Genomic DNA, 25,641 nt, shown 5'->3' on the forward strand with positions numbered 1-25,641 from the left:
ATGAAAATCAGAAATATATTTTTTGCATTAGGTTTTGCTTTCCTTTTTGCAAACTGCAGTGACGACTTTTTGGAGAACAAACCGCAGGGCAGTCTGTCAGACGGTGTCATGAACTCGTCTGCAGCCATAGACCTCCTTGTAAACTCAGCCTATGCCGGTCTGTATGGGTTTACTAACGAGCAAGGCGATCCGTGGGTACGTCCTATGACAAACTGGAGCTATGGCGAGGTGCGTGCAGACAATGCCTACAAAGGCGGTGGCGGCGAAGGTGACATTCGTGAAGTCCATGAAATGGAGATATTCCAGGTACAGTCTAATAACGGTAATCTTGACGGAAAATGGTTTAACCTTTACAGTCTTATATCACGTTGCAATTCGGCATTGCGTGCTCTCAATAAAGCTGATGAAAACGCGGTTAAGGAGAAGGCTTTGCGTATAGCAGAGGTTAAGGTTCTTCGCGGACACTTCTATTTTGAACTTGTCCGTCTTTTCAATAAGGTTCCATATATGGACGAGAATATGCCAGAAGCCGATTACGTAAATGTCACAAACGATGAGTTTACTCGCGAACAGCACCTTGCACGTATAGCAGAGGATATGCTTGATGCCTCCAATGTATTGCCCGAAAGGCAGACGGAAGTGGGGCGTATAAATCGTAACATCGCTCTTGCCTATGCCGCCAAGGTAAAACTGTATCAAGCCTATGAGCAAGATCCTGAAACACATGCTGTTGTAAATATCAACAAGGATTTGCTGCGTGAGGTTGTCAGCCTTATAGACCAAGTTAAAGGATATGACCTGCTGAATGATTTTCAGGGATTGGACCTTATTGCCAACGAAAACGGTCCGGAGTCTGTCTTTGCAATACAGTTTTCTATGAATGACGGTTCCGGTGATGCCGGTCGTGTAAACTGGAGTAATCTTTTAAATTCGCCGGGCGGAAACAGTCCTTATCATGGTGATGGCTTCTTTCTTCCTTCTCAGGACTTGATAAATGCTTATCAGACAGATGAAAACGGTCTTCCCGTTTTCGACTATCAGTCACGTCCTGACTATGCTACGGTAAAATTTACAGATGATGAGCATCAGACATTGAATAACACTGAGCCTACGGTAGACCCTCGTCTCGATTTTGTGGTAGGGCGTCCTACCATTACATATAAGACTTATAAGAAAACTCCTTGTCAGTCGTGGGTGCGCGACCGCGGTGTGTACGGTCATAACTGTGCCAAACGTTTCTGGGTTTCACCCGAATCACCTGATATGTTCCAAGGTTGGCCCTGGGGCGCATCTGAACTGAACTGGCAGATAATACGATATGCGGATCTGTTGCTTTACAAGGCAGAGGCTCTTATTGAAATAGGAGAGGGACCGGGTCTGGAAGAAGCACGTATACTTATCAACCGTATTCGAAACCGTGCCATGAACAGCCCGTATGTCAAAGACTTCAACGATCCGTCTAAGGATGCAGCCAACTATAAGATAGGACTGTATCCGGCTGAAGGCTGGACTAAGGATTATGCCCGCAAGGCTCTGCGCACGGAGATGCGTCTTGAAAAGGCTCTTGAAGGCGAACGCTATTTTGACCTTGTGAGATGGGGCATAGCAAAGGAAGTGATGACTGCTTATTTCAATGCGGAGCAGGATAATCGGATTTACTATAAGAATGCCGCTTTTAATGCAGGAGAAGAGTATTTCCCAATACCGGTGGCTCAGTATAACTTCTCTTTGGGACATTATACACAGAACCCAGGCTATCCTAAGTTTGAATGATTTTCAGGTAACAAGATTGTATTAATTCCAAATGGGGCAAGCAGGGTTGGTCTTGCTTGCTCCATTTTATTTCCAATCATTTTATGAAGTATTTTTTCGTTTGTCTTGCATGTTTTATTTCATGCAATCTGTTGGCACATGTTTCGGATTCTTTGTATAAAGAGAAATACAGACCTCAATATCATTTCACTCCAAAGCATAGGTGGATTGGTGATCCCTGCGGATTAATAAAGCATAGCGGTAAGTATCTTGCATATAGCTGGGGAGCGGCGGTATCTGACGACCTTGTATATTGGAACGAGTTGAACGACCATGCCATAAAGCAAGTTCCTGAAGGCATATCGACTTTTACGGGCAGTGTTGTCATCGATAAGAATAATACCGCAGGTTGGGGGAACAACGTCCCGATAGCAGTGTTTACCTCGTTTGATGAAGCATCAAAAAAGCAGTCACAAAGTATTGCTTTCAGTCATGACGGTGGTATGACATACATGTTTTACGACCGGAACCCGGTACTTGATATCTGGAGTACAGAATTTCGTGATCCCACTGTTATATGGGATGAAGGGAGCAAACGTTGGATAATGCTTGTGGCTAAAGCTTTGGAGAAGAAAGTCGCTTTTTACAGTTCTACGGATATGAAGCATTGGACTTGGTTAAGCGATTTTGGTCCGTTGGGTGATTCTGAGAAATCGTGGGAATGTCCGGACATGTTCCAACTTCCTTTAGACAATCTTCCGGCAGGTAAGAAATGGGTATTGGTGGTATCTGTCAACTGGATGCGTGAACAATATTTTATAGGAGAGTTTGACGGTGTTAAGTTCATTCCTGATAATACCGGTGACTATCCGCTGTACATAGATAAAGGTTTGGACTACTATGCTTCCAGAGTATTCCGGGATTATGACGATTCGTCTGCACCTGTATATACGATAGGCTGGCTGAATACATGGGACTATGCCGAAACTGCTCCTACTACATGGGGCAAAGGTATATGGTCTGTTCCTCGCGAGTACAGACTTCGTAATACTCCGGAGGGATTACGCTTGATACAGAAGCCTTTCGATGGTCTTTCGAAACTTCGTGGAGCCCGACATACGTTCAAGAGGAAGATAAAGGCAGGTTTGACAGAAATTCCGTTTGTGAAAGAAATGAACAATGTTTATGAGCTTGATGTAACATTCTCAAACATGGGAAACAAACCGGTAGGCATTTTTCTGTGTGAGGGAGAAAACAAAAAAGCGGTGTTGAGTTATGACCCTCAGTCGCAATACATAACACTTGACAGGACAAATGTTTCACAAACAGCCATTCCTAAATTTGAAAGAATGTCATCATGCAAGGTTCCTGCAGTGAATGGCAGAATACGTTTTCATTGTTATGTGGACAAATCTTCGGTTGAGATATTTGTCAATGATGGAGAGGCAACGCTTTCTTTCTTGACATTCCCGTCGGACAATCAAACCGGTTGCAGTGTATTCTCCTTAGGCATGGCTAATGTTGATTTGACGGCTTGGAAATTGAAATCAATTTGGTAGATAAATGATTTCATGTACATTATGAAAATGTAAGATTTGAAAGACCAATAACGTAGAAACCGGTTGGTCGAAATAAGAAGGTAAAGGGAGATAATGGAAGTTATGTGATATCTTTTATCTTCCTTTATCTTTTTCTGTCTCTCTTTAGTTTATTATTGGCATAATCTTATTTTATTATAACCGTTATAGGCTGCACAATTTACCGCAAACAGTGCAATTTGTGACAATAAATCACGGATTATTACACCTGCTTGTAACTTATTGATAATCAAACGAATATCTTTTGCTTTCAAAAAGCTATGCTTTAGCACTCGAAAAGCATAGCTTTAGCATCCTTAAAGCATAGCTTTTTGAAGGCTAAAGGTCATGTCTTTGATTGTAATGTCTTTTCATGCACACGGACCACTCTCTGCATCACGGCTGTTCCATTCATATGGTAATATTGTTGTCATACATATAAAAAACTGCAATATTCAATTGCATAGATGCTTATATAATAAACTTTAATTTTAATATGTTTTTCTTACAAATGCTTTCACGGGTCGGGAAAATGTATTAATTTAGCACACTAAAAATGACACGTAAACGCCTTAGAACGCAAAAGAATGCTGTTTATGGGCATTTTATGGAATTTTAATAAAACAAAATAATGGACAACAGCAACACGATTGATCAGGACAGAATTTTAAAGATCAACATCGAGGAAGAAATGAAGTCGTCATACATAGACTATTCAATGTCTGTGATTGTGGCGCGTGCGCTTCCCGATGTCCGCGACGGCTTCAAACCCGTTCACAGAAGAATACTTTATGGTATGATGGGTATCGGCAATACAAGCGACAAACCATATAAGAAATGTGCCCGCGTGGTAGGAGAGGTGCTCGGTAAATATCACCCCCACGGAGACAGTTCGGTGTATGGCGCGCTTGTACGCATGGCACAGGACTGGAACATGCGCTATACTCTTGTCGACGGTCAGGGTAACTTCGGAAGTGTGGACGGCGACTCCGCCGCTGCCATGCGTTACACCGAGTGCCGCCTTTCGAAGATGGGAGAGCACATAATGGACGACCTGGATAAGGACACGGTCGACATGATGAGTAACTTTGACGACTCTTTGCAGGAGCCGACAGTGATGCCTACCAAACTTCCCAATCTCCTTGTAAACGGAGGAAACGGTATTGCTGTGGGTATGGCGACCAATATTCCTACCCATAATCTCGGTGAGGTTATCGACGGATGTTGTGCTTACATAGACAATCCGGAAATAGACACGGACGGACTGATGCAGTATATCAAGGCTCCCGACTTTCCTACGGGCGCATATATATATGGTATACAAGGCGTAAAAGACGCATACGAAACCGGTAGAGGACGCATTGTGATGCGTGCCAAGGCTGAGATTGAAAGCGGCGAGTCGCACGATAAGATTGTCATAACAGAGATACCTTACGGTGTAAACAAGGCGCAGCTTATAGAATATATCGCAGACTTGGTTAAAGAAGGCAAACTCGACGGCATCAGCAATGCCAATGACGAGTCGGGACGACAAGGTATGCGCATTGTCATAGATGTGAAGAGAGAGGCAAATGCCAATGTCATACTGAACAAGCTCTTCAAGATGACAGCCCTGCAAAGCTCATTCTCAGTGAATTGCATTGCTCTTGTCAACGGGCGTCCGCGCCTGCTCACACTTAAAGAGTGTGTGAAGTATTTCGTTGAGCACCGCCATGATGTCACAATACGCCGCACACAGTTTGACCTGCGCAAGGCTCAGGAGCGTGCACATATACTTGAGGGACTGATAATAGCTTGTGACAATATAGACGAGGTCGTGCACATTATACGACAGTCGAAGACACCTTCCGATGCACAGCGCAATCTTGAAGCAAGATTTGAACTGGATGAACTGCAGTCGAAGGCAATCGTCGACATGCGTCTTGCACAGCTGACAGGTCTGCGCATGGAGCAGTTGCATGCAGAGTATGAGGAACTTGAAAGACAGATAGCTTACCTGCAGTCGATACTTGATGACCCGGAACTTTGCAAGAAGGTTATGAAGGATGAACTTATAGAGGTGAAGGATAAATACGGTGATGAGCGTCGCACGGAGATAAAGTATTCGAGTGAGGAGTTCAATCCGGAGGATTTCTATCCCAACGATCCCGTTGTGATAACTATAAGTCATCTCGGATATATCAAGCGTACACCGCTTTCAGAGTTCAGAGAGCAGGCACGCGGAGGCGTGGGCAGCAAGGGAGCACACAGTCGTGAGCAGGACTTTACAGAATATATTTATCCGGCAACGATGCACAACACCATGATGTTCTTTACCAAGAAAGGTCGCTGCTACTGGTTGAAGTGCTATGAAATACCCGAAGGGGCGAAGAATTCGAAGGGGCGTGCCATACAGAACCTGCTCAATATCGAGAGCGATGACAGCGTGAATGCTTTCCTGCGTCTGCGTGGTCTGGACGATGAAGAGTTTGTAAACAGTCACTACGTTGTATTCGCAACAAAGAACGGTATTATAAAGAAGACAAGTCTCGAGGCATACAGCCGTCCGCGTGCCAACGGCGTGATTGCAATAAACATCCTCGAAGGCGACGAGGTTGTGGGTGTACGTCTGACGAACGGTCATAACGAACTGCTGTTGGCAAACCGCAACGGACGTGCCGTTCGTTTCAACGAAGAGGCAGTGCGCGCCATGGGACGCGTGTCTACGGGTGTCCGCGGCATGCGCCTTGACGACGGCGACGATGAGGTTGTAGGAATGGTTGTCGTAAACAAACCGGAAGAAGAGACCATAATGGTTGTAAGCGAAAACGGATACGGCAAGCGCAGTGAGGTGGAGGACTACCGAATAACCAACCGTGGCGGCAAGGGTGTGAAGACACTTAACATAACCGAAAAGACCGGACGCCTTGTGGCTATAAAAGTTGTTACGGACGAAAACGACCTCATGATAATAAACAAGAGCGGTGTGCTGATACGTCTTAAGGTGTCCGACTGCCGTGTCATGGGACGTGCCACGCAAGGTGTACGCCTCATCAATCTGACAAAGAAGAACGACGTCATAGCAAGCGTATGCAAGGTGATGAGTTCGGAAGTGGAGGCTGTTGCCGAGGCTGAGAGCCAGAAAACACTTGAGGAGAACATCGGGGCTTCGGGCATGACTGATATGCCGGTGCAGAAAACGGATGGTGATGTCTCTGACAATTCAGGTGCAGAAGTAACTCCGCTTGACAGTTTTGATGATGAGGAAAACAATGAACAGTAAATAACATAATAAACCTTTTAAAACATAACAGTTATGAAAAAATTAATGATTATGGCGATTATGGCATGTGCAGCCACATCGACATTTGCCCAAGATGCCGTAAAGCAGATTATGGGAGCAAAAGACTATACCGAGGCAATAGGTCTCATAGAGTCTTCAGCTTCTTCATTGTCCAATGAGGACAAAGCCAAGGCATATAACAAAGTTGTTGATCTTGCCCTTGCCAAGTTTGATAAAGAATCGCAGATTGCACTGACAAATCAAGTCACAAAGAAAAACGATCCATACGACAAGGAAGGCATGAACAAGGCCGCGTTGCAGGCTCTCAAAGCAGCTATCGAGTGTGACAAGTACGACAACATGCCCAATGAGAAGGGGAAAGTGAAGCCCAAGTTCCGCAAAACCAATGCAACAAGACTGCAGGGAGCGCGTGCTTCTCTTATCAATGCCGGTCAGGATGCTTTCAACGCAAAGGACTTTAACGGTGCCATGGCAGACTTCGGCATGTATGTCGATACAAAGGATGCTCCTCTCTTTGCAGAAGGAGGCGAAAAGAAAGAAGACCCGTATTTCAGACAGATTTCGTATTTTGCTTCTCTTGCCGCATACAATGCACAGGATTTCCCGTCTGCAAGCCGTTATGCAGACTATGCCATGCAGGACACGGCTTCGGCTTCAGATGCTCTTGATATAAAGATATTGAGCATGAAGGCACAGCTGAAGACAAAGGAAGACTCGCTGAAATATGCAGAAGAGGTAAAAGAACTTTATAACAAGGATCCGAAGAACGACCGTTTCTTTGCACTTCTGACAGAATATTATGCAAATACCGGTGACAATGCAGGTAAGGCAAAGCTTATCGAAGAGCAGCTTGTAAAGAATCCGGAGAGCAAGATGGCATGGGCGCTCAAAGGTGAAATGGAAATGGGAGAGCATAAATGGGAAGATGCAATCAAGTCATACAAGAAGTCTGTAGAACTTGATCCTACTTTCATACAGGTGCTTTATAACATCGGTGTCTGCTACAACTCAAAGGCTATAGAGTTCAAGAACAAGGAGGCGAACGAGCGTACCGGTCAGCTTACTCCCGACAAGCAGGAGATTTACAACAACGATCTCAAAGAGTCGGTAAGCTATCTCGAGAAAGTCCGTGCACAGGATCCGGACCGTGCAATGGTGAATTGGGCATACACATTGTTCCAGGCTTACTCGTTGCTTGGAGATGAAGCCAAGGCAAAGGAAATAGAAGCAATTCTTTCCAAATAACAAGTTTAAGGACAGAGGAATGGATACCGGCTTATAACGGGCTGGATATAAAAGAGCGAAGACACTCTGTTCCTTGGTCTTCTTTGATTTCTGAATTGTGCAGATAGCTGTCCCTGTATGGGCATGCGGTATCTGCACAATTCTTTGAAAATAAGTATATAAGGTTTTTAAGGTTTGAAGACAGGGAGAATATTTTTATGGCGCGTTTGTTTACAATCATACTTTTTTTGATATTTCTTATACCTTTTTCCTATGCACAGAAGAAAGAGATATCGCAGGCACAGGAGTTTATCAAGAGCAGAAAGAGCCTTGACAAGGCGGAGGAGAGTATGCGCAAGCTGCTTAAGGACTCGGTAAATCGTAGTAACATAAAGATTTATCTTACATTGGCAGAAGCAGTCCGTGCCCAATATGAACAAGGAAACGAGAAGCTATATCTTAAGGAGAAGTATGACACCGCAGCCCTGTTTATAACCGCGCATAAGATGTTTGAGGCATACGAGAGTCTTGACAGCGTAGATGCACGTCCAAACGAAAAAGGTGTTGTAAAGATAAAATACAGGAAAAGGAATGCCGAGTATCTTAATACATGCCGTAACAATTTGTATAACGGCGGAATGTATTTTGCACTTAATAAAAAATATGATACGGCATACAGGCTGATGGATACCTTTATTGATTGTGTGCGCCAGCCGTTGTTCAGCGGTTGCGGATACAGGGAAGATGCTCCGTTAAACAAGGCTGCTGCTTATTTCACACTTTACTGCGGATATAAGATGCAGGATCCGGCTAAGGCATTGAAGTATGAGACGCTTGCGTTGCAGTATGACAAGCGACATGAATTTGCTTTGCGCTTTGTTGCCGAGGTCTATAATATGAAGAAAGACACGGCAAACTATGTGGCAATGTTGACACGTGGCTTTAATGAATATAAAGACTCGCCTTACTTCTTCACGCGTCTTATGGATTATTATAATGGTGTGAACAAGCTTGACTCTGCATTTGTTACGGTGGAAAGTGCTCTTGCACATAATCCCGGCAACGAACTGTTTTTATTTGCCAAGAGCAACGTCCTTCTCAATACAGGAGACTATGAAGGGTGTATTGCCGTATGTGACAGTCTGATAGCCCGTAACGACACTCTTGCCGATGCATATTATGATGCAGGAGTGGCATATATAAACATGGCTTTCAATCTTGAGAAGACTGTAAGGGCAAGCAAGGCGACAAGGACAAAACTCTTGTCCTATTACAGAAAGGCACTGCCATATATGGAACGCTACAGGGCATTGGCACCTGAACAGAAAGACAAGTGGATGGCAGCACTTTATAACATCTATCTCAACTTGAACATGGGGGCGCAGTTTGAAGAGATAGATCGTATGATAAGGAACAGTTGAGCCGTTTTTATCCCAGTATTACATCGAGGCTCATCATTGTTGCGAACCCGATTGCAAATCCAATGGTACCAAGATTGGAATGCTCTCCCTCTGATGCTTCAGGTATAAGTTCTTCGACGACAACATAAATCATTGCACCTGCTGCAAATGCAAGCATGTATGGCAGTGTGGGAGTAAGGAACGATGCGAGAAGTATCACAGCCATTCCGCCTATAGGTTCGATGATTCCGCTTAGGCTTCCTATGATAAAAGACTTTGTCCTGCTGTTGCCTTCTGCTCTCATGGGCATGGATATGATAGCTCCCTCGGGTATGTTTTGGATGGCTATTCCTAATGACATTGCCATGGCACCGGCAATAGATATTTCCATTTGGTTCTGTATAGCTCCGGCAAGAACGGCACCGACAGCCATGCCTTCGGGAAGATTGTGTATTGTTACGGCAAGAGAAAGCATGGCTGTTCGTGATATTTTAGATCGCGGTCCCTCCGGCTTGCTCAGACCTATGTGAAGGTGTGGAGTGGCATAGTCTATGCCTAAAAGAAATAGAATACCGAGCATAAACCCGGCAACAACAGGAAGTACTGCAAGCTTACCCATGTCGTTGCAACGTTCTATTGCAGGTATGAGCAAAGACCAGACCGACGCTGCCACCATGACACCGGATGCAAAGCCCAGCAGTGTTTTCTGAAGTTTTACAGGTATCTCCTTGTTCATGAAGAAAACGAAAGCCGCTCCGGCAACCGTTCCGATAAAAGGCAATAAAAGCCCGGCTATTATTACTTCCATATATTATATATTGTTTGTGTTCAGCCGGCAAAGTTATGGAAAAAAGCAATGAAAATGTGATGTGCCATATTAAATAAGGTAAACGTAAAGTATGGCAGACGTTAATTGCTGTTTTAGTGTGTTTAAGGATGTTTTTATGTTTATTATGTTGCATATTCCGAATATAATATTTAAATTTGTAAAATAAAAATAAACACGAAATAACATGATTGACGTAAAAGCAACTTTAAGCGAAAGTGAGGAGAGAATGGAAATGGCGGCAATGTTCCTTGAGGAACAATTGTCACGCATCCGTGCCGGTCGTGCCAATATAGCTATTCTTGACGGGGTGAGAGTGGACTCTTATGGTTCAATGGTACCCTTGAATCAGGTGGCAAATCTCTCGACTCCGGATCCGAGAACAATTGCAATCCGTCCTTGGGACAAGAAGATGATAAGAGACATAGAGAAAGCCATAATGGACTCTGATGTGGGTATTACTCCGGAGAACAACGGCGAGATAATACGTCTCGGGATACCGCAACCTACCGAAGAGCGTCGCAAGGAACTGACAAAGCAGTGTAATAAAATTGGCGAGAAAGCAAAGGTTGAGGTGCGCAATGTGCGTGGCGATGTGAAAGACAAGTTGAAGAAAGCCATAAAAGACGGTCTCTCGGAAGACAACGAGAAGGACGCCGAACTTGAATTGCAGAAGCTGCACGATAAATATATCGCAAAGATAGACGAACTGCTTGCTGTAAAGAACAAGGAAATAATGACAGTATAGGGATAAAAAAGGTGTGTCAAACACCGCTTCTTTTATAGCAAAGGGTGTGTCAAAATAGCGTTTTCCTCCACATGATGTACGGATAAGTCTATATTTTGACATGCTCTTTTATATATATGTATCGGGATATGAAAGGATTTGTTATAAAGAACACGGGAAGCTGGTATTCGGTCAGGACGGAAGACGGGCAAACTGTTGAATGTAAGATAAAAGGTAATTTTCGTTTGAAAGGCATACGTAGCACCAATCCTGTTGCTGTTGGCGACTGGGTTGAAATATTATGCAATAAGGAAGGTACGGCTTTTATCACATCAATAGTAGACAGGAGAAACTATATAATACGCAAGTCGTCGAACCTTTCAAAGCAGAGCCATATAATTGCCGCCAACATAGATCAGGCTTTTTTGGTTGTAACGGTTAACTATCCTGCAACATCTACAACTTTCATAGACCGTTTTCTTGCATCGGCAGAGGCATACAGAGTTCCGGTGATCCTTGTTTTCAACAAGAATGATATTCTTTCGGAAGAGGAACTGCATTATCAGGATTTGATGATGCAACTATATGATACAATCGGATATAAGTGTGTTGCGATTTCTGCCCACAATGATAACTGTAACGACTTGCTTTATCCGCTGCTGAAAGACAAGATAACGCTTTTCAGCGGTAACAGCGGGGTGGGGAAAAGCACACTTTTAAATAAACTTATACCGGGGATATCGTTGCGTACATCGGAAATATCCGATGCACACAATACGGGAATGCACACCACAACGTTCAGTGAGATGTTGTCATTGCCATGTGGAGGTTGGGCTATAGACACCCCCGGAATAAAGGGATTTGGTACATTTGACATGGAGCCTGAAGAGATCTGCGGATATTTCAAGGAGATTTTTTCGTTCTCAAAAGACTGTCGTTTTAATAATTGTACGCATACGCACGAACCGGGATGTGCTGTAAGAAAGGCTTTAGAGGAACATTATATAGCGGAAAGCAGATACAACTCTTACCTCAGCATGCTTGATGACAAAGAAGAAGGAAAATACAGGGAGGCGTATTAGACTAAGTTGTTTTACATTGTTTATGAAAAGATTTAATACTATATTATTCGTTATTATGCTATTGGCTCAGACTGTTTATGGGCAAGGTATAATCGGTTCGTGGAAAGGTCTGCTGGATGTAGGTGCGGTGAAACTGAACATCGTGTTTCATTTTCAGAATGAAGACAACGGAAGTGTTACGTGTAAGCTTGATAGTCCTGATCAGGGGGTAAAAGGAATTACTGCAAATGTTATACATATATCTTCAGATTCGGTAAAAGTTTCCATTCCATTGCTTGGTGTATCGTATGGCGGACATTTGTCAGACGATATTATAAAAGGTGTATTTTCGCAGGCAGGATATGATTTTACATTGGACTTAAAAAAGGGAAACTATATGTCCGACAGACCGCAGACACCGGTTTCTCCATATCCGTATAAGACAGAAGAGATTAGTTTTGTCAATCAGGAGGACAATGCCGTGCTTGCCGGTACGCTTACTTATCCTGTAGGTTATGATGAAAGTGCTGCGAAAGGGTCTGTTCCTGTTGTGCTTATGGTTACAGGGAGCGGGCTTCAGAATAGGGATGAGGAAGTTTTCGATCATAAACCTTTTCTTGTAATTGCCGATTATCTTGCACGAAACGGAATTGCATCGTTGAGATACGATGACAGAAGTTTCGGGAAATCAACGGGAAATGCCTCAACAGCCACGACAAAAACGTTTATGAGTGATGCCAAAAACGGAATTGATTATCTTAAGTCAATGGATAAGTTTGGCAAGATAGGAGTGCTCGGACATAGCGAAGGTGGTACAATTGCATTCATGTTAGGTGCTGAGAAGCATGCCGATTTTATAATAAGCATGGCGGGAGCGGCTGTCAGAGGAGATAAAATATTGGTGGAACAGAATCGTATTGCATTGATGTATGCCGGTATGTCTGCATCTGATGTGCAGGCTTACTGTGCGGCATTGGAGAAGATATGCGAGTACAAAAGTAATAATGGCGGTTTGACCGATGCCGGTGCATTTGAAAAGATTATAAGAGACAATGCTTCGGATATATCAGAGGAAGCAAAAGAAAATTTGAAAAAGGTAATGAATATGGACAATCCATGGATGGACTATTTTGTTTCATATGATCCTGCATCAGATATAAAACGTGTTACCTGTCCTGTTTTTGCACTGAACGGAAGTCTTGACACGCAGGTTGTCGCTGCTCAGAATTTGCCGGTAATAAGAAAACTCTTGCCTGCTCACAAATTTAATGCAATTAAAGAATATCCGGGACTTAACCATCTCTTCCAGCATGCTGTGACCGGCAATCTCACAGAGTATAATAAAATATCTGAGACAATGTCGGAAGAAGTGTTGAAAGATATTGTTGGATGGATAAAGTCATTGGAATAACAGACGGATTTACGGTTATGAATATAGATGAGATAAAGGACAAGAAGATAGCAGTGCTGTTGTCAGGTGGTGTAGACAGTTCGGTTGTGGTGTACGAGTTTGCACGTCACGGGCTACATCCCGATTGCTTTTATATAAAGATAGGACCGGAAGAACAGGAGGAGTGGGACTGTTCAAGCGAAGAAGACCTCGAAATGGCAACGGCTGTTGCCCGGAAGTATGGATGTAAGTTGGAAGTAATAGACTGTCATGAGGAGTATTGGAACGAAGTTACACGATATACCATGGAAAAAGTACGTGCCGGTTTTACACCAAATCCGGACGTTATGTGCAACCGCCTGATAAAGTTCGGAGCTTTTGACGAGAAGATGGGGCATAAATATGACCTTATTGCAACAGGACATTATGCACAGACCGAAATAATCGGTGGTAAGAAGTGGCTTGTAACAAGCCCCGATCCCGTTAAGGATCAGACCGATTTTCTGGCTCAAATCTACGACTGGCAGTTAAAGAAAGCATTATTTCCAATAGGTCATTATCGTAAAGGAGAGGTCCGAGAGATAGCCGAACGCGAGCATCTTGTCAATGCAAGGCGCAAGGACTCTCAGGGTATCTGCTTTCTTGGCAAGATTAACTACAACGACTACATACGACGTTACCTCGGCGAGAACCCCGGTTTGGTTCTTGAGTTTGAAACCGGAAAGAAGATAGGCACGCACAAAGGATTGTGGTTTCATACGATAGGGCAGAGGCACGGGCTTGGTTTCGGTGGCGGACCGTGGTATGTGGTGAAGAAAGACGTTACGGAAAACACACTGTATGTAAGCAAAGGATTTGAACCGCGTACTGCCTATAAGAAAGACTTTCCCATACATGGCTTCCATTTCCTTACAGAACCTGTCAATATGACTAATGTAACTTTCAAGATACGCCATACCCCGGAGTATCATCGTGCATATTTAGAGAAGACAGGCGACAAGTCTTATATAGTGCATGCCGGTGATTTTATACAGGGAGTGGCTCCCGGACAGTTCTGTGTTGTGTATGACGAGGCGCATCACCGGTGTTTCGGTTCTGCGGAGATTACCGTATGAGGGGTTTCAGACGTCAGGTTTTAGATGTTATATTTTAAATGTCAGATGTCAAATATTGTATGTCCGCCTGTACAAGTGGCAGCATGCAGACATTTGACATTTAAAATATAACATCTTCCGGTTTCATTACATTTTTGGTTTATCCATGCTGTAAGCAACATGACCTATGCATAGGACTTTCATCTCTTCATTGTAGAACACCACGTCATCTTCTTTTATACCTTGACATTCGTCCTTTCCGATAGGATGGATGTCACCGTTTTTCAACAGTTCTCTTGCACTTACAGTTGCAGGATCCCATTCATAGGCGTTGAAAGAAGTCTCAGTATACCCCAAGAAGTATTTAAATATTACCTGTCCTCCGCTTTTCACGGCAATTATATCATTATATTCTGCTGGAAGTATTCTATCACATTTGGAGTCATAGTCATAGCGCATCCACATTGTTGAGAAAATAATGTAGTTGCCTTTTACATAAATAGTCAAATTCCCGCAGCAATACCTGTCATCACGTATGTCTCCGTATGGAGAATAATCTGAATTGTCTTTGAATAAATGGCTTGGTATGGGAGACGGTTTAAGTACTTTTACAAGACTTGCATTTACGTATGCACTTTCGCCTTGGAAGTTTTTTACTTTTATCCAGTCTTTTTCTCTCCCTATAACTTCCAGCATTATGCCTTTATATACATGGCATTGTATTTTTCCTTTGATACTCGGTGCGGCTCTCAGGTTTACCTTATTCTTGATTATGAGTGCCTTTTCACCTTGTGCACAGGCATATCCGGAAATTATAATAAGTAATACTGCCATGGTCAGCAGTAAACGAAACTGTCTTTTCATCTTTTGTTTTTAGTTTAAGGCGTTTATGTTCAAATAATTTATACTTTAGATATTATCAGTACAAATATACTCAGAATATTCGATAAAAACAAAATAGTGAAAGTCGGGCTTTAGCCCGGTTCGCGGTGGCAATGCCAATTTTGTGAGTTAAATATACGGATAAGTCGAGAACAAACAACAAATTTATTTGTTGTTTGCCTAACCTGCTATAGGTATTTAAAATAAGTTAAAACAGAGTTTTTGCTGCTTTATAATTGGTTATTTGAAATATAAATATTACCTTTGCATCGCATTTGAATAAAGCACACTTTGCTTTATGTGTTCTTTGCCGATATGGCTCAGTTGGTAGAGCAATTCATTCGTAATGAATAGGTCCCGGGTTCGAGTCCCGGTATCGGCTCCATATCACATGGATTTTGTTTCTTTGCGGTAATAGCTCAGTTGGTAGAGCACTAGCTTCCCAAGCTGGGGGTCGCGGGTTCGAGCCCCGTTTACCGCTCTTCTTGAAACTTTTTTTAAGCAAAACGTTTTATTTCTTCATCTATTCCATAGTTTTACATATCATAAAGCTATGGGTTATGTGTCGTAAAGCTATGGGTTATGTGTCGTAAAGCTATGGGTTACGTGTCATAAAACTATGACATAATGTAAGCATACATTCTCAATGTGAATGATAAATGAAAGTTAAAACTTTGATTTGTATCAAAATTATCATACTGTTTACGCAAACACTTTTACAAAATGACATGTTGTAACTTGAAAAGTATATACCTTTGCATCGTCGAAAGACAAAAGGTTAGTATTAAATTAAGGATAACGGGCGGATGCTATTCGTGATGAAAGAACTGAAGCCCAAAGGTAAAAAGTAAAATTAAGGATTATGAAAAGATTGTTTTTAACTGTTATGGCAGTGCTTAGCATGGCTGTGACATTTGCAGAGAACGAAAATCTTAACAGTGTAGACAAGACAAACATCTACAACATGACTGTAAACTACTCTAAGTTGGCTGAGAGTTTAGGACTGACACAGGATCAGCTTGAGAGCGTACAGGACATTCATGCAGAGTTTTGTGCAGACATGCTCAATGCCTATAGTGCAAATGCTGATGAGCGTAAGGAAATGGTCAGCAAGGCTATAAATAAAGACATTCGCTATATGCACTATGTTCTTACGAGAGAACAGTACCGCAAGTATCTTATGATACTGAATGCAACTGTTAACAACCGTGGTTTGAATAAGTAATTTAAGGTAAATAGAATTGTTGCCGTCCACCGGATTTTCCGATGGACGGCTTTTGTTTTTCGCAAATGATATGTTCCTCTTTTTATTCATCTTTATTCCTTCCGGCATTATGCTATAAAACTATACGTATTTCTTGTATGTGCCGTTTTTTTGACTTACATTTGCAATGCTAATACGGTAATACTGTTTATGCCTGATCTTTACAATATAAAAAATACTCTCCTTATGAAAAGAAAGACCTTTCTTCTCTTGTTTTTGTTCATTGTACAATGTATTCTTGCAGATGGCGACTACATTGCAAAGTTGTCTCCACTTGTGCGTCGGGCACTCAATGATGTAGCTGTGAGCGCACACCACCGTGCTCCGTTGCAGCATGTACGCAATATCTGTGCCTTTGTACGTGTGGAAGGGGATGCTGAACAAGTGTTTGCTACCAACGGATGCACGCAGCTTGCACGTTTCGGCGATATCTATATAGCCGACATTCCTCTTGCCAATCTCCATGCTCTTGCATGCGAACGCGCGGTGCAGAGAATAGAAGCAGGAGGCAGGTGTACGGTGCTTATGGATACCACCGGCATTGTTGTGGGCACTCCGGCTGCATATCGTGGACAGTCGTTGCCGCAGGCTTATACGGGTAAGGGGGTTGTCATGGGCGTTCAGGACATAGGTTTTGACCTGACGCATCCTAATTTCTATGATATGGCAACAGGTACATATCGTATAAAAAGATTTTGGGACCAGCTTTCCGACGGGAATTCCGGCAACGGACTTTATGTAGGTGCCGATTACAGAACGGAGGCAGATATACTGCGATATGCCCGCTCGCGCGACGGACTGGTACAGACACACGGCACACATACTTTAGGCATTGCTGCCGGAAGTGGTTATGACAAGGATTTTCAAGGCATCGCATACGACAGTGATATCTGTCTTGTAAGCAATGCCGTGACGCAGGATACGATATTCATTGCAGACGAAGATCTTTACAAATACACGTCTGCAACCGATGCGCTTGGTTTCAAATATATCTTCGATTATGCAGAAGAAGCAGGAAAGCCTTGTGTAATATCATTCAGTGAAGGCTCACATCAGGATTTCTCAGGTGAGGATGTGCTGTTCTATGAAGCACTTGAACAGCTTGTAGGACCGGGACGTATCCTTGTTGCCTCTGCAGGAAATGAAGGGCATATAAAGACTTATTTCCGTAAGCCGATAGGGCAGGAGGCAGCCGGAACATTCTTCGGATACAGTGACAGATGTGTATATTTTAAATTGAGGTCGGCAGATGACTTTATTCTTCGTCTTACTGTTTACGGTGATAACGGCAGTACGAACGTCGTAACGTTGAACTCAGCCGATGTTCTTTCCGCTCCCGACGGCAAGTATGAACACACATTTACATTCAACGGGGTTGATGTAAAGTTCACCGTAGAAGGCTATCCGTCGTGCTATGATGCAACCGTTATGGCATACGAGGTGTTGGCAGAGTCTGATGTACCGTTCGGATTTGCTCTTCCTTTCTCTGCAGAACTCATTGGCAATGATGCCGATGTCGAACTCTTTTATGGTTCCGGTGAACTCACGACAAATGCCATACGTCCGGATTTGTGTGCCGGCGAGAGTCGCTACAGTATATATTCTCCCGGCAGTGCACCTGCTGTTATATGTGCCGGTGCCACGTCATATCGTACGGGATTTGTGAATAGCCATGGCGAGTGGGTAGCGTTAGATTGGGGAAAGAACGGTGTACGTAGTGGATATTCAAGTGTTGGTCCGTCTTTTGACGGGCGTATGAAACCCGAGGTTATGGCACCCGGAACCAATGTGGTTTCTTCTTTCAGCCATTTCTATACGGCAAATGAAACATCGGGATATGATATTCATAGTGAAGTGGCTAAGTCCGTGTTCAACGGAACAGAATATACATGGAATGTTGCAAGTGGCACTTCAATGTCCACACCTGTCGTTGGCGGTATTATAGCCCTGTGGCTTGAAGCAAATCCTCAGCTTGCTCCGGACGATATCCGTGGCATACTTGCCCGTACTTGCAGTCGTATGAACAGTAAAGGACATGCTCCTGACAATTATTGCGGATATGGTGAGATTGATGCTTATAAAGGATTGCTCGACATACTTGGCGTAAGTGGCATATCCGGAATATCATCTTCTGCTCCGTCGGGCGTAAGCATCAGATTGCATGAAGGCGGACAACTGTCGTTCAGTTTTGACTCTGTCCCGTTATCAGCAGTAGAAGTCAAGATATATTCTGTTGCGGGATTGATTTGCGGCAGATACGTTCTGCCTTCGAGACAGTCGGATGCCACGGTTGATATAAGCCGGTTGAACTCCGGAGTATATGTATTGCAGATTTCGTCGACACAGCCCTCCCTCTCCGGTTCGGTGCTTATACGCAAATAGATCGTTCAATACCTACATGTGGGTATTGGCGAAAACATTATTTTTAGGTATTGTATTTGACATCGGTTTCCATTACCTTTGCATTGATATAAAAGGTGACCGGAAGTTTAATAAAATTCATAATGTTTTTGTATATAGTGCAGGACCGTCTTTGAAGACGGTCTTCTGTCTTTATATAAACATGTCTTTATATTATTAGTTGTTTCACTCCACCTTGATTGAGCGTCCGTTGAAAATATTAAATATCTTATAAAACATACGTAAAAAGAATGCTTAATTTTGCAGGGAGACTATTTTTGCACTACCTTTGCATAAGATAAGCTTCGCCTCGGCAATTTCAAACAAGTTTCATTGCACTCGGCTTGCATTATCTTTGCATAAGGTAATATTCTTATAGTCTCAAGACTATATGATGTTGAATAATGATATTAAAGTTATACATGAATAAAATGAAAACAATAAGATTTGCAATTCTCTTGGCAGTATTGTCTGTTTTTGTTTCTTGCGGAACCACATCCACCGTTCCTTTGACCGGTCGCAAACAGCGTCTGCTTGTTTCGGACGAACAGGTCATGAGTCTTAGCAACAAAGAATACACAACATATATGAAGTCGGCAAAGCTTTCTTCAAGCGTAGCCAATACGGCTATGGTGAAAAAGGTGGGGCAGAGACTTGCCGATGCGGTTGTTTTATATCTGAAAAACAATGGTCTTGCATCGGAGGCAAGCAATTATCAATGGGAGTTCAACCTTGTTCAAGACAATGCAGCCAATGCTTTCTGCCTGCCGGGAGGTAAAATTGTTGTATATGAAGGACTGTTACCTTATACGCAGACAGAAGCAGCCTTAGCGGTAGTTCTTGGGCATGAGATTGCACATGCCGTGGCAAAACATTCGGCAGAAAGGCTTAGCAAGGAGATGAAAGCACAATACGGCTCTCAACTTCTTGGCGCTGTTCTTAGCGGTGCCGGTGTGTCTTCAGGCACAACCGAGCTGGCACAGGGCGTTTTTGGATTGGGAAGCAAGATGTCCGGATTGCATTATTCGCGCAGCAATGAGAGTGAGGCAGACTATATGGGACTGATCTTTGCAGCAATGGCGGGATATAATCCTGCGGTTGCCGTAGACTTTTGGCAGCGCATGTCTGGCGGAACCCAGAGCAGTACACCGGCTTTTATGAGCAGCCATCCGTCCGATGCCAAGCGCATTGCAGATATAAAGAAGTGGCTTCCTGAAGCTCAGAAGTATTATAATGCTAATGTAAAGCCGTCTCAAGGCACCATAAGAATATCCGGAAAGAAGCAGAAATAACGTGACAGCCATAATGTTATGCCCGCCGGATTTTAATTTGGCGGGATATGGCTGTGGTTATTTGATATAATGTTTGGATATATCGGATAATTTCACTATCTTCGCATTAATAATTAAATCATAATGTTATGATAGACTATTTTGCAGCCAATTTGTGGCAGATGTGGGCGTTGGTAGCCATTGTTTGTCTTATACTCGAACTTACCAACGGTGATTTCTTTATCATGTGTTTTTCTATCGGTGCTGTATGTGCAGCTGTTTCATCCGCTTTAGGTCTTGGATTTTATGGCGGACTTTTGGTCTTTGCTGTATGTTCGGTGCTGTGTATATTCTTTGTACGCCCGTTTGCACTTCGGTATCTCCACCGCAATGATGACGCCAGAGTAAGCAATGCCGATGCACTGATAGGACGTATCGGGCGTGTAAGTGAGCCGGTCGAGGCGGGCGGATATGGGCGTATTGCCATTGACGGGGATGATTGGAAAGCCGTTTCTGCCGATGGTCAGGCAATACCGTTGAATGCAAAAGTAAAGGTTATTGGGCGTGAAAGCATAATAATAACAGTTGAAACCGTTGACTGACAAGTAATTTTTAAAATAAAACATCATGAGTATTCTATCTTATTTTCTAATCGCAATAGTTGTTTGCGCACTGATATTGGTGAAAAAGAGTCTGGTTATCATACCGCAGTCAGAAACAAAAATCATAGAAAGACTCGGCAAGTATTATGCCACATTGCAGCCCGGCATCAACGTGATAATTCCGTTTATCGACCGTGCCAAAGTGATGATTACCCTTCATCGCGGACGTTACGTCTATTCAGACAATATAGATTTGCGCGAGCAGGTTTATGATTTTGACAAGCAGAATGTTATTACCAAAGACAATGTGCAGACACAGATCAACGCCTTGCTTTATTTTCAGATTGTCGATCCGTTCAAGGCCGTATACGAAATCAACAATCTGCCCAATGCCATTGAGAAATTAACGCAGACGACATTGCGTAATATCATTGGCGAACTTGAACTTGACCAGACCCTGACATCACGTGATACAATCAACACAAAGCTACGCGCCGTACTTGATGATGCCACAAACAAGTGGGGTATCAAAGTAAACCGCGTTGAGCTTCAGGATATCACACCTCCGGAAAGTGTGCTTCAGGCAATGGAGAAGCAGATGCAGGCTGAACGTAACAAGCGTGCGGCAATCCTTACATCCGAGGGTAACAAGCAGTCTCAGATACTTCAGTCAGAGGGAGAGAAGGAAGCTATGATAAACAGGGCAGAGGCTGCCAAACAGCAGGAGATACTACGTGCCGAGGGAGAAGCACAGGCACGCATACGTAAGGCAGAGGCCGAGGCGGTAGCAATAGAGAAGATAACCGAGGCGGTAGGTAAGAGCACCAATCCCGCAAACTATCTTCTTGCACAGAAATACATTCAAGCACTGGAAGAGATTGCACAGGGCGACAAGACCAAGACTGTATATCTGCCATACGAGGCTACAAACCTTATGGGCAGCATCGGTGGTATAAAGGATTTGTTCAAGTCAGAGTAAAACTAAAATATTTTCGTAAGGGGCGGCTCTGTGTGTCGCCCTTTTTAATTTATATATTGTAATATGCTGAATATATGTATTGTTGTCGGCGCCCGTCCTAATTTCATGAAAGTGGCTCCGATAATATGGGCTGTCAACAAGGCGCAGGCATCCGGCAGGGAGATTGGATATAAACTCGTGTATGCGGGATCTGAGAATGACCCTACATTAGAACCTTCTTTGTTTGACGACCTTATGATATCGCGTCCGGATATATTTCTCGGAATAGACAGTATAAGCCTTAATGAGATAACCGGAAGAGTGATGCAGGAGTTTGAAAAGTATCTTGAAACCAATCCGACTGATGTGGTTATTGTCGTCGACGACCTCGCTTCGACCATGGCGGCTGCCATTGTTACCAAGAAGCAGGGTGTCACTCTTGCACATCTTGTTGCCGGAACACGCTCTTTTGATATAAAGATGCCGAAGGAGATAAACCGCCTTGTCATCGACGGACTGTCCGATTTGCTCTTCACGGCAGGCATGGGCAGCAACAGTAATGTGAGCCGTGAAGGCGCCGAAATATCTCATGTATATATGGTGGGCAACATACTTATGGACACTTTGCGCTTTAATCGTTCGCGTTTGGTGAGACCTTCGTTTTTTGACGATATGGGATTGTCTGTCGGAAATTATCTTGTCTTTACCCTCAATCGCAAGGCATTGCTGGCAGATATCGACAATATACGTGCCATGATAAGGTCTGTCGATGCGTCGGCAGGTGATGTTCCGGTCATAGCTCCATTGCGCAATATGGCGCGTGATGTTGTTGAAAGCATGTCAGGCGAGCTGAAAAACATACGTATAGTGCCGCCTCTTTCGTATCTTGAATTCGGTTATGTCACGGCAAATGCCAAAGGTGTGATAACCGATTCGGGCAATGTTGCCGAGGAAGCGACGTTCAACGGCGTTCCGTGTATAACGCTTAACAGTTACACCGAGCACATCGAGACGGTCAAGACAGGGTCGAACGTACTTGTCGGTGAGGATGCCGGGCGTTTGGGAAATGCCGTTTCAGACATGGTTTCCGGCAAGTGGAAAAAGTGTGCTTTGCCCGAACGATGGGACGGACGCACGGCAGAACGCATTGTACAGATACTGACCGAGAGTATATAGACAGTCTTTATGATATGCAAAACCAACAAGCCCCGGAATGTAATTTCATACATTCCGGGGCTTGTTGGTTTTGCATCATATAGTATTTACATTTCTTTTATAATCTCCTTGCCGGTCTTTATCGCCTCCATATTCAGCGGAATAAGACTGTGGTGGCGTTCGGGCAATGTCTTGTATAAAGCCTTTTCCACTCCGTTTTCGCTGACAATGGAACACACCTTGAGCAGTCCGCCAAGTACAATCATGTTGAATACTTTCGAGTTTTTCATCTCTGCCGCCTTATCCATGGCGTCTATGGAATACACTTTTATGTCGCTTCGCTTCGGAGGATTGATAATTCCGTAGCTGTCATATATAAGTATTCCGCCCGGTTTGAGCTTTGGTTCGAACTTGTCAAGCGACGGTTGGTTAAGGACAATGGCAACATCGTATCGGCTAAGTATTGGAGATGAGATGCGCTCATCGCTCACAATAACAGTCACATTGGCTGTTCCGCCACGCTGTTCCGGTCCATAGGCAGGCATCCATGTCACCTCTTTGTCCTCCATGAGTCCTGAGTATGCAAGTATTTTGCCCATTGACAATACACCCTGTCCGCCAAATCCGGATATTATTATTTCCTTTTTCATGACTGTTGCTATTTAATTTGAGACTCGTTTGTGTTATCTTTCAGGTCGCCTTTAGGATAGAATTTGAACATATTCTCCTGCATCCACTTGTTTGCCTTTACGGGCGACATCTTCCAACCGCTGTTGCATGTGCTCACTATTTCCACGAGACTGGAACCTTTTCCTGCCATCGATGCCTCGAAAGCTTTGCGTATCGCTTTCTTTGCAGAGCGTATTGCCGCCACGGTTTCAACGCTTTGGCGTGTCACATAGCAAGTGCCTTCAAGCGTGGCAGCTATTTCTGTCACCTTCAGAGGATAGCCGTGAATTTCGGGCGTTCTGCCGTATGGGCATGTGGATGTCTTTTGTCCGATGAGAGTAGTCGGTGCCATCTGTCCGCCGGTCATGCCGTATATGGCATTGTTGATGAATATTATTGTTATGTTTTCACCACGGTTCAAGGCATGTATGGTTTCACATGTACCTATGCAGGCAAGGTCTCCGTCGCCCTGATATGTAAATACCAGACGGTCGTTCCAGCATCTCTTTATCGCCGATGCCACAGCCGGAGCACGTCCGTGGGCTGCCTCCTGCCAGTCTATGTCAAGATAACGGTATGCAAAAACGGCACATCCCACAGGACATACGCCCACGCTCTTGTCTTCCATACCCATCTCTTCTATAACTTCTGCCACCAACTTATGTACCACACCGTGCGAGCAGCCCGGGCAATAGTGCATTGGAGTGTCGTTCATGAGTGCCGGTTTGCGGTAAACCTGATTCTCCTTGGATATTATTTCGTTACTCATAGCTGTATCTTTTAGAACTTTGTTTTAAGGGCATTGACAATCTCTTCCGGTTCGGGAACTATGCCTCCCAGTCGTCCGAACGACTCGACATCCACACTGCCGAGTGTAGCAAGACGTACGTCGTCTACCATTTGCCCGGCATTGATCTCCGTTACGAGCACCCCTTTCTTGCCCTTTGAAATCTCTGCAATTTCATCCGACGGGAAGGGCCACAAGGTTATTGGTCTGAAAAGACCTACTTTCAAACCTTCCTCGCGTGCCATTTCTATGGCTTTCTCCGATATTCTTGCGGCACTTCCGAACGCTACGATTATATAATCGGCATCTTCACAGAAATGAGTCTCGTATCTTACTTCATTGTCTTTGATTGTCTTGTACTTTTCCTGCAGGCGCAGATTGCGCTTTTCCATTACCTCCGGCTGCAATTCAAGCGATGTAAGAATATTGGGATTGCGCCCCTTTGTGCGTCCCAATGTTGCCCACGGACATTCTTTCTTTATCTCTTCCTCTGTGCGGCGCGGCTTGTATGGCGGAAGCACCACACGTTCCATCATTTGTCCGATTACACCGTCGCTGAGTATCATTACCGGTATACGGTATTTGAAAGCAAGTTCAAACGACAGATCCATGAAGTCTGCCATTTCCTGTACAGATGCAGGTGCAAGCACTATTGTATAATAGTCGCCGTTACCTCCGCCGCGTGTAGCCTGATAATAGTCGCTCTGCGACGGTTGTATGGTGCCCAGTCCCGGTCCTCCGCGCTGTACGTTTATCACCACGCCCGGTATCTCTGCACCCGCCATGTATGATATTCCTTCCTGCATCAGTGCCACGCCCGGACTTGAAGAAGATGTGAAAACCCTCTTGCCAGCGCCAGCGCCGCCATATACCATGTTTATCGACGCGACCTCACTTTCTGCCTGCAGCACCACCATACCCGTGGTTTCCCATGGCTTCAGTTGCGACAGTGTTTCGATTATCTCACTCTGCGGGGTAATCGGATAACCGAAGAAAGCGTCCGCACCGCAACGTATGGCAGCATGTGCTATAGCCTCGTTGCCCTTTAGCAATACAATATCCTGTTCTGCCATAGTGTTATTCCTCCATTTTTTTCTTATAGACTTCAATACAACCGTCAGGACATACCACCGCACACGATGCACATCCGATGCAGTCATCGGGACGTTCGGCCGCGGCGTATGGATAGCCGTTGACATTTACTCGCTTTGCCGTAAGGGCTATGACGTCCTTTGGGCAAGCTTCGATACACAATGCGCATCCCTTGCAGCGGTTGGTATCGACAACAATGGCTCCTTTAATTTTGCTCATAAATTGAT

At 44.0% G+C, this 25,641-nt stretch carries 22 protein-coding genes and 2 tRNA genes; 17 read left to right on the forward strand and 7 right to left on the reverse strand.

Features of this window, described 5'->3' with window-relative positions; translation table 11 throughout:
• Positions 1 to 1,773 carry a RagB/SusD family nutrient uptake outer membrane protein gene (locus HPS54_RS08705; protein ID WP_172345059.1) on the forward strand — a complete coding sequence of 591 codons (1,773 nt, stop codon included), beginning with the start codon at positions 1 to 3 and terminating at the stop codon, positions 1,771 to 1,773.
• A gap of 83 nt (positions 1,774 to 1,856) precedes the next feature.
• Complete coding sequence (locus tag HPS54_RS08710) at positions 1,857 to 3,311, forward strand: glycoside hydrolase family 32 protein (RefSeq protein WP_172345060.1); 1,455 nt, start codon at positions 1,857 to 1,859, stop codon at positions 3,309 to 3,311.
• Positions 3,312 to 3,463: 152 nt separating this feature from the next.
• Here the strand turns inward: HPS54_RS08710 and HPS54_RS12855 are convergent, their stop codons facing one another.
• Entirely contained in the window at positions 3,464 to 3,604 is a 141-nt protein-coding gene (locus tag HPS54_RS12855) for a hypothetical protein (RefSeq protein ID WP_216653061.1), read from the reverse strand.
• 356 nt (positions 3,605 to 3,960) lie between these two features.
• Here HPS54_RS12855 and gyrA point away from each other — a divergent pair, with 356 nt between their 5' ends.
• From gyrA to HPS54_RS08725, 3 genes are all read left to right on the forward strand, one after another.
• Complete coding sequence (gene gyrA, locus HPS54_RS08715; protein ID WP_172345061.1) at positions 3,961 to 6,591, forward strand: DNA gyrase subunit A; 2,631 nt, start codon at positions 3,961 to 3,963, stop codon at positions 6,589 to 6,591.
• Positions 6,592 to 6,624: 33 nt separating this feature from the next.
• Entirely contained in the window at positions 6,625 to 7,857 is a 1,233-nt protein-coding gene (locus tag HPS54_RS08720; protein WP_172345062.1) for a tetratricopeptide repeat protein, read from the forward strand.
• Between the two features lie 227 nt (positions 7,858 to 8,084).
• Positions 8,085 to 9,257, forward strand: coding sequence for a tetratricopeptide repeat protein (locus HPS54_RS08725; protein ID WP_172345063.1), 1,173 nt, complete (start codon positions 8,085 to 8,087; stop codon positions 9,255 to 9,257).
• A 7-nt stretch (positions 9,258 to 9,264) separates the two neighbouring features.
• On the opposite strand, the gene HPS54_RS08730 is transcribed toward HPS54_RS08725, so the two are convergent.
• The gene (locus tag HPS54_RS08730) at positions 9,265 to 10,044 is read right to left on the reverse strand and encodes a ZIP family metal transporter (RefSeq protein WP_172345064.1); all 780 of its coding nucleotides are present in this window, start codon (positions 10,042 to 10,044) and stop codon (positions 9,265 to 9,267) included.
• 205 nt (positions 10,045 to 10,249) lie between these two features.
• Here HPS54_RS08730 and frr point away from each other — a divergent pair, with 205 nt between their 5' ends.
• The 4 genes from frr to mnmA all read left to right on the forward strand — a co-directional run bounded on the left by frr (position 10,250) and on the right by mnmA (position 14,355).
• Positions 10,250 to 10,810, forward strand: coding sequence for a ribosome recycling factor (gene frr, locus HPS54_RS08735; protein ID WP_172345065.1), 561 nt, complete (start codon positions 10,250 to 10,252; stop codon positions 10,808 to 10,810).
• Between the two features lie 128 nt (positions 10,811 to 10,938).
• Complete coding sequence (rsgA, locus tag HPS54_RS08740) at positions 10,939 to 11,871, forward strand: ribosome small subunit-dependent GTPase A (RefSeq protein WP_172345066.1); 933 nt, start codon at positions 10,939 to 10,941, stop codon at positions 11,869 to 11,871.
• Positions 11,872 to 11,893: 22 nt separating this feature from the next.
• Positions 11,894 to 13,261 (forward strand): alpha/beta hydrolase family protein, encoded by a 1,368-nt coding sequence (locus HPS54_RS08745; protein ID WP_172345067.1) that lies wholly within the window; start codon positions 11,894 to 11,896, stop codon positions 13,259 to 13,261.
• A 17-nt stretch (positions 13,262 to 13,278) separates the two neighbouring features.
• Positions 13,279 to 14,355, forward strand: a complete 1,077-nt coding sequence (mnmA, locus tag HPS54_RS08750; RefSeq protein WP_172345103.1) for a tRNA 2-thiouridine(34) synthase MnmA — start codon at positions 13,279 to 13,281, stop codon at positions 14,353 to 14,355.
• A 126-nt stretch (positions 14,356 to 14,481) separates the two neighbouring features.
• On the opposite strand, the gene HPS54_RS08755 is transcribed toward mnmA, so the two are convergent.
• Positions 14,482 to 15,198 carry an SH3 domain-containing protein gene (locus HPS54_RS08755; protein WP_172345068.1) on the reverse strand — a complete coding sequence of 239 codons (717 nt, stop codon included), beginning with the start codon at positions 15,196 to 15,198 and terminating at the stop codon, positions 14,482 to 14,484.
• A 327-nt stretch (positions 15,199 to 15,525) separates the two neighbouring features.
• Here HPS54_RS08755 and HPS54_RS08760 point away from each other — a divergent pair.
• The 8 genes from HPS54_RS08760 to HPS54_RS08795 all read left to right on the forward strand — a co-directional run bounded on the left by HPS54_RS08760 (position 15,526) and on the right by HPS54_RS08795 (position 22,887).
• Positions 15,526 to 15,601 (forward strand) — tRNA-Thr (locus HPS54_RS08760).
• A gap of 23 nt (positions 15,602 to 15,624) precedes the next feature.
• Positions 15,625 to 15,697: transfer RNA gene (locus tag HPS54_RS08765), tRNA-Gly, on the forward strand.
• A 381-nt stretch (positions 15,698 to 16,078) separates the two neighbouring features.
• A complete protein-coding gene (locus HPS54_RS08770) occupies positions 16,079 to 16,441 on the forward strand; it encodes a hypothetical protein (RefSeq protein ID WP_172345069.1) in 363 nt (120 codons plus the stop codon).
• 225 nt (positions 16,442 to 16,666) lie between these two features.
• Positions 16,667 to 18,862: a S8 family serine peptidase gene (locus HPS54_RS08775; protein ID WP_172345070.1), complete on the forward strand. Its 2,196-nt coding sequence runs from the start codon at positions 16,667 to 16,669 to the stop codon at positions 18,860 to 18,862.
• A gap of 449 nt (positions 18,863 to 19,311) precedes the next feature.
• Positions 19,312 to 20,172, forward strand: coding sequence for a M48 family metallopeptidase (locus tag HPS54_RS08780; protein WP_172345071.1), 861 nt, complete (start codon positions 19,312 to 19,314; stop codon positions 20,170 to 20,172).
• 128 nt (positions 20,173 to 20,300) lie between these two features.
• On the forward strand, positions 20,301 to 20,753 hold the full coding sequence (locus HPS54_RS08785; protein WP_172345072.1) for an NfeD family protein: 453 nt from the start codon (positions 20,301 to 20,303) through the stop codon (positions 20,751 to 20,753).
• A 25-nt stretch (positions 20,754 to 20,778) separates the two neighbouring features.
• A complete protein-coding gene (locus tag HPS54_RS08790; RefSeq protein WP_172345073.1) occupies positions 20,779 to 21,732 on the forward strand; it encodes an SPFH domain-containing protein in 954 nt (317 codons plus the stop codon).
• 66 nt (positions 21,733 to 21,798) lie between these two features.
• Complete coding sequence (locus HPS54_RS08795; protein WP_172345104.1) at positions 21,799 to 22,887, forward strand: UDP-N-acetyl glucosamine 2-epimerase; 1,089 nt, start codon at positions 21,799 to 21,801, stop codon at positions 22,885 to 22,887.
• A gap of 86 nt (positions 22,888 to 22,973) precedes the next feature.
• On the opposite strand, the gene HPS54_RS08800 is transcribed toward HPS54_RS08795, so the two are convergent.
• From HPS54_RS08800 to HPS54_RS08815, 4 genes are read right to left on the reverse strand one after another with little or no spacing between them, the layout of a single operon-like run.
• Entirely contained in the window at positions 22,974 to 23,516 is a 543-nt protein-coding gene (locus tag HPS54_RS08800) for a 2-oxoacid:acceptor oxidoreductase family protein (RefSeq protein ID WP_172345074.1), read from the reverse strand.
• A gap of 8 nt (positions 23,517 to 23,524) precedes the next feature.
• Complete coding sequence (locus HPS54_RS08805) at positions 23,525 to 24,304, reverse strand: thiamine pyrophosphate-dependent enzyme (RefSeq protein ID WP_172345075.1); 780 nt, start codon at positions 24,302 to 24,304, stop codon at positions 23,525 to 23,527.
• An 11-nt stretch (positions 24,305 to 24,315) separates the two neighbouring features.
• Positions 24,316 to 25,395 (reverse strand): 3-methyl-2-oxobutanoate dehydrogenase subunit VorB, encoded by a 1,080-nt coding sequence (locus HPS54_RS08810; RefSeq protein WP_172345076.1) that lies wholly within the window; start codon positions 25,393 to 25,395, stop codon positions 24,316 to 24,318.
• 4 nt (positions 25,396 to 25,399) lie between these two features.
• Entirely contained in the window at positions 25,400 to 25,633 is a 234-nt protein-coding gene (locus HPS54_RS08815) for a 4Fe-4S dicluster domain-containing protein (RefSeq protein ID WP_172345077.1), read from the reverse strand.
• Positions 25,634 to 25,641 lie beyond the last annotated feature (8 nt).

This window comes from Xylanibacter caecicola (assembly GCF_013166515.1).
GTDB classification, from domain to species: domain Bacteria; phylum Bacteroidota; class Bacteroidia; order Bacteroidales; family Bacteroidaceae; genus Prevotella; species Prevotella caecicola.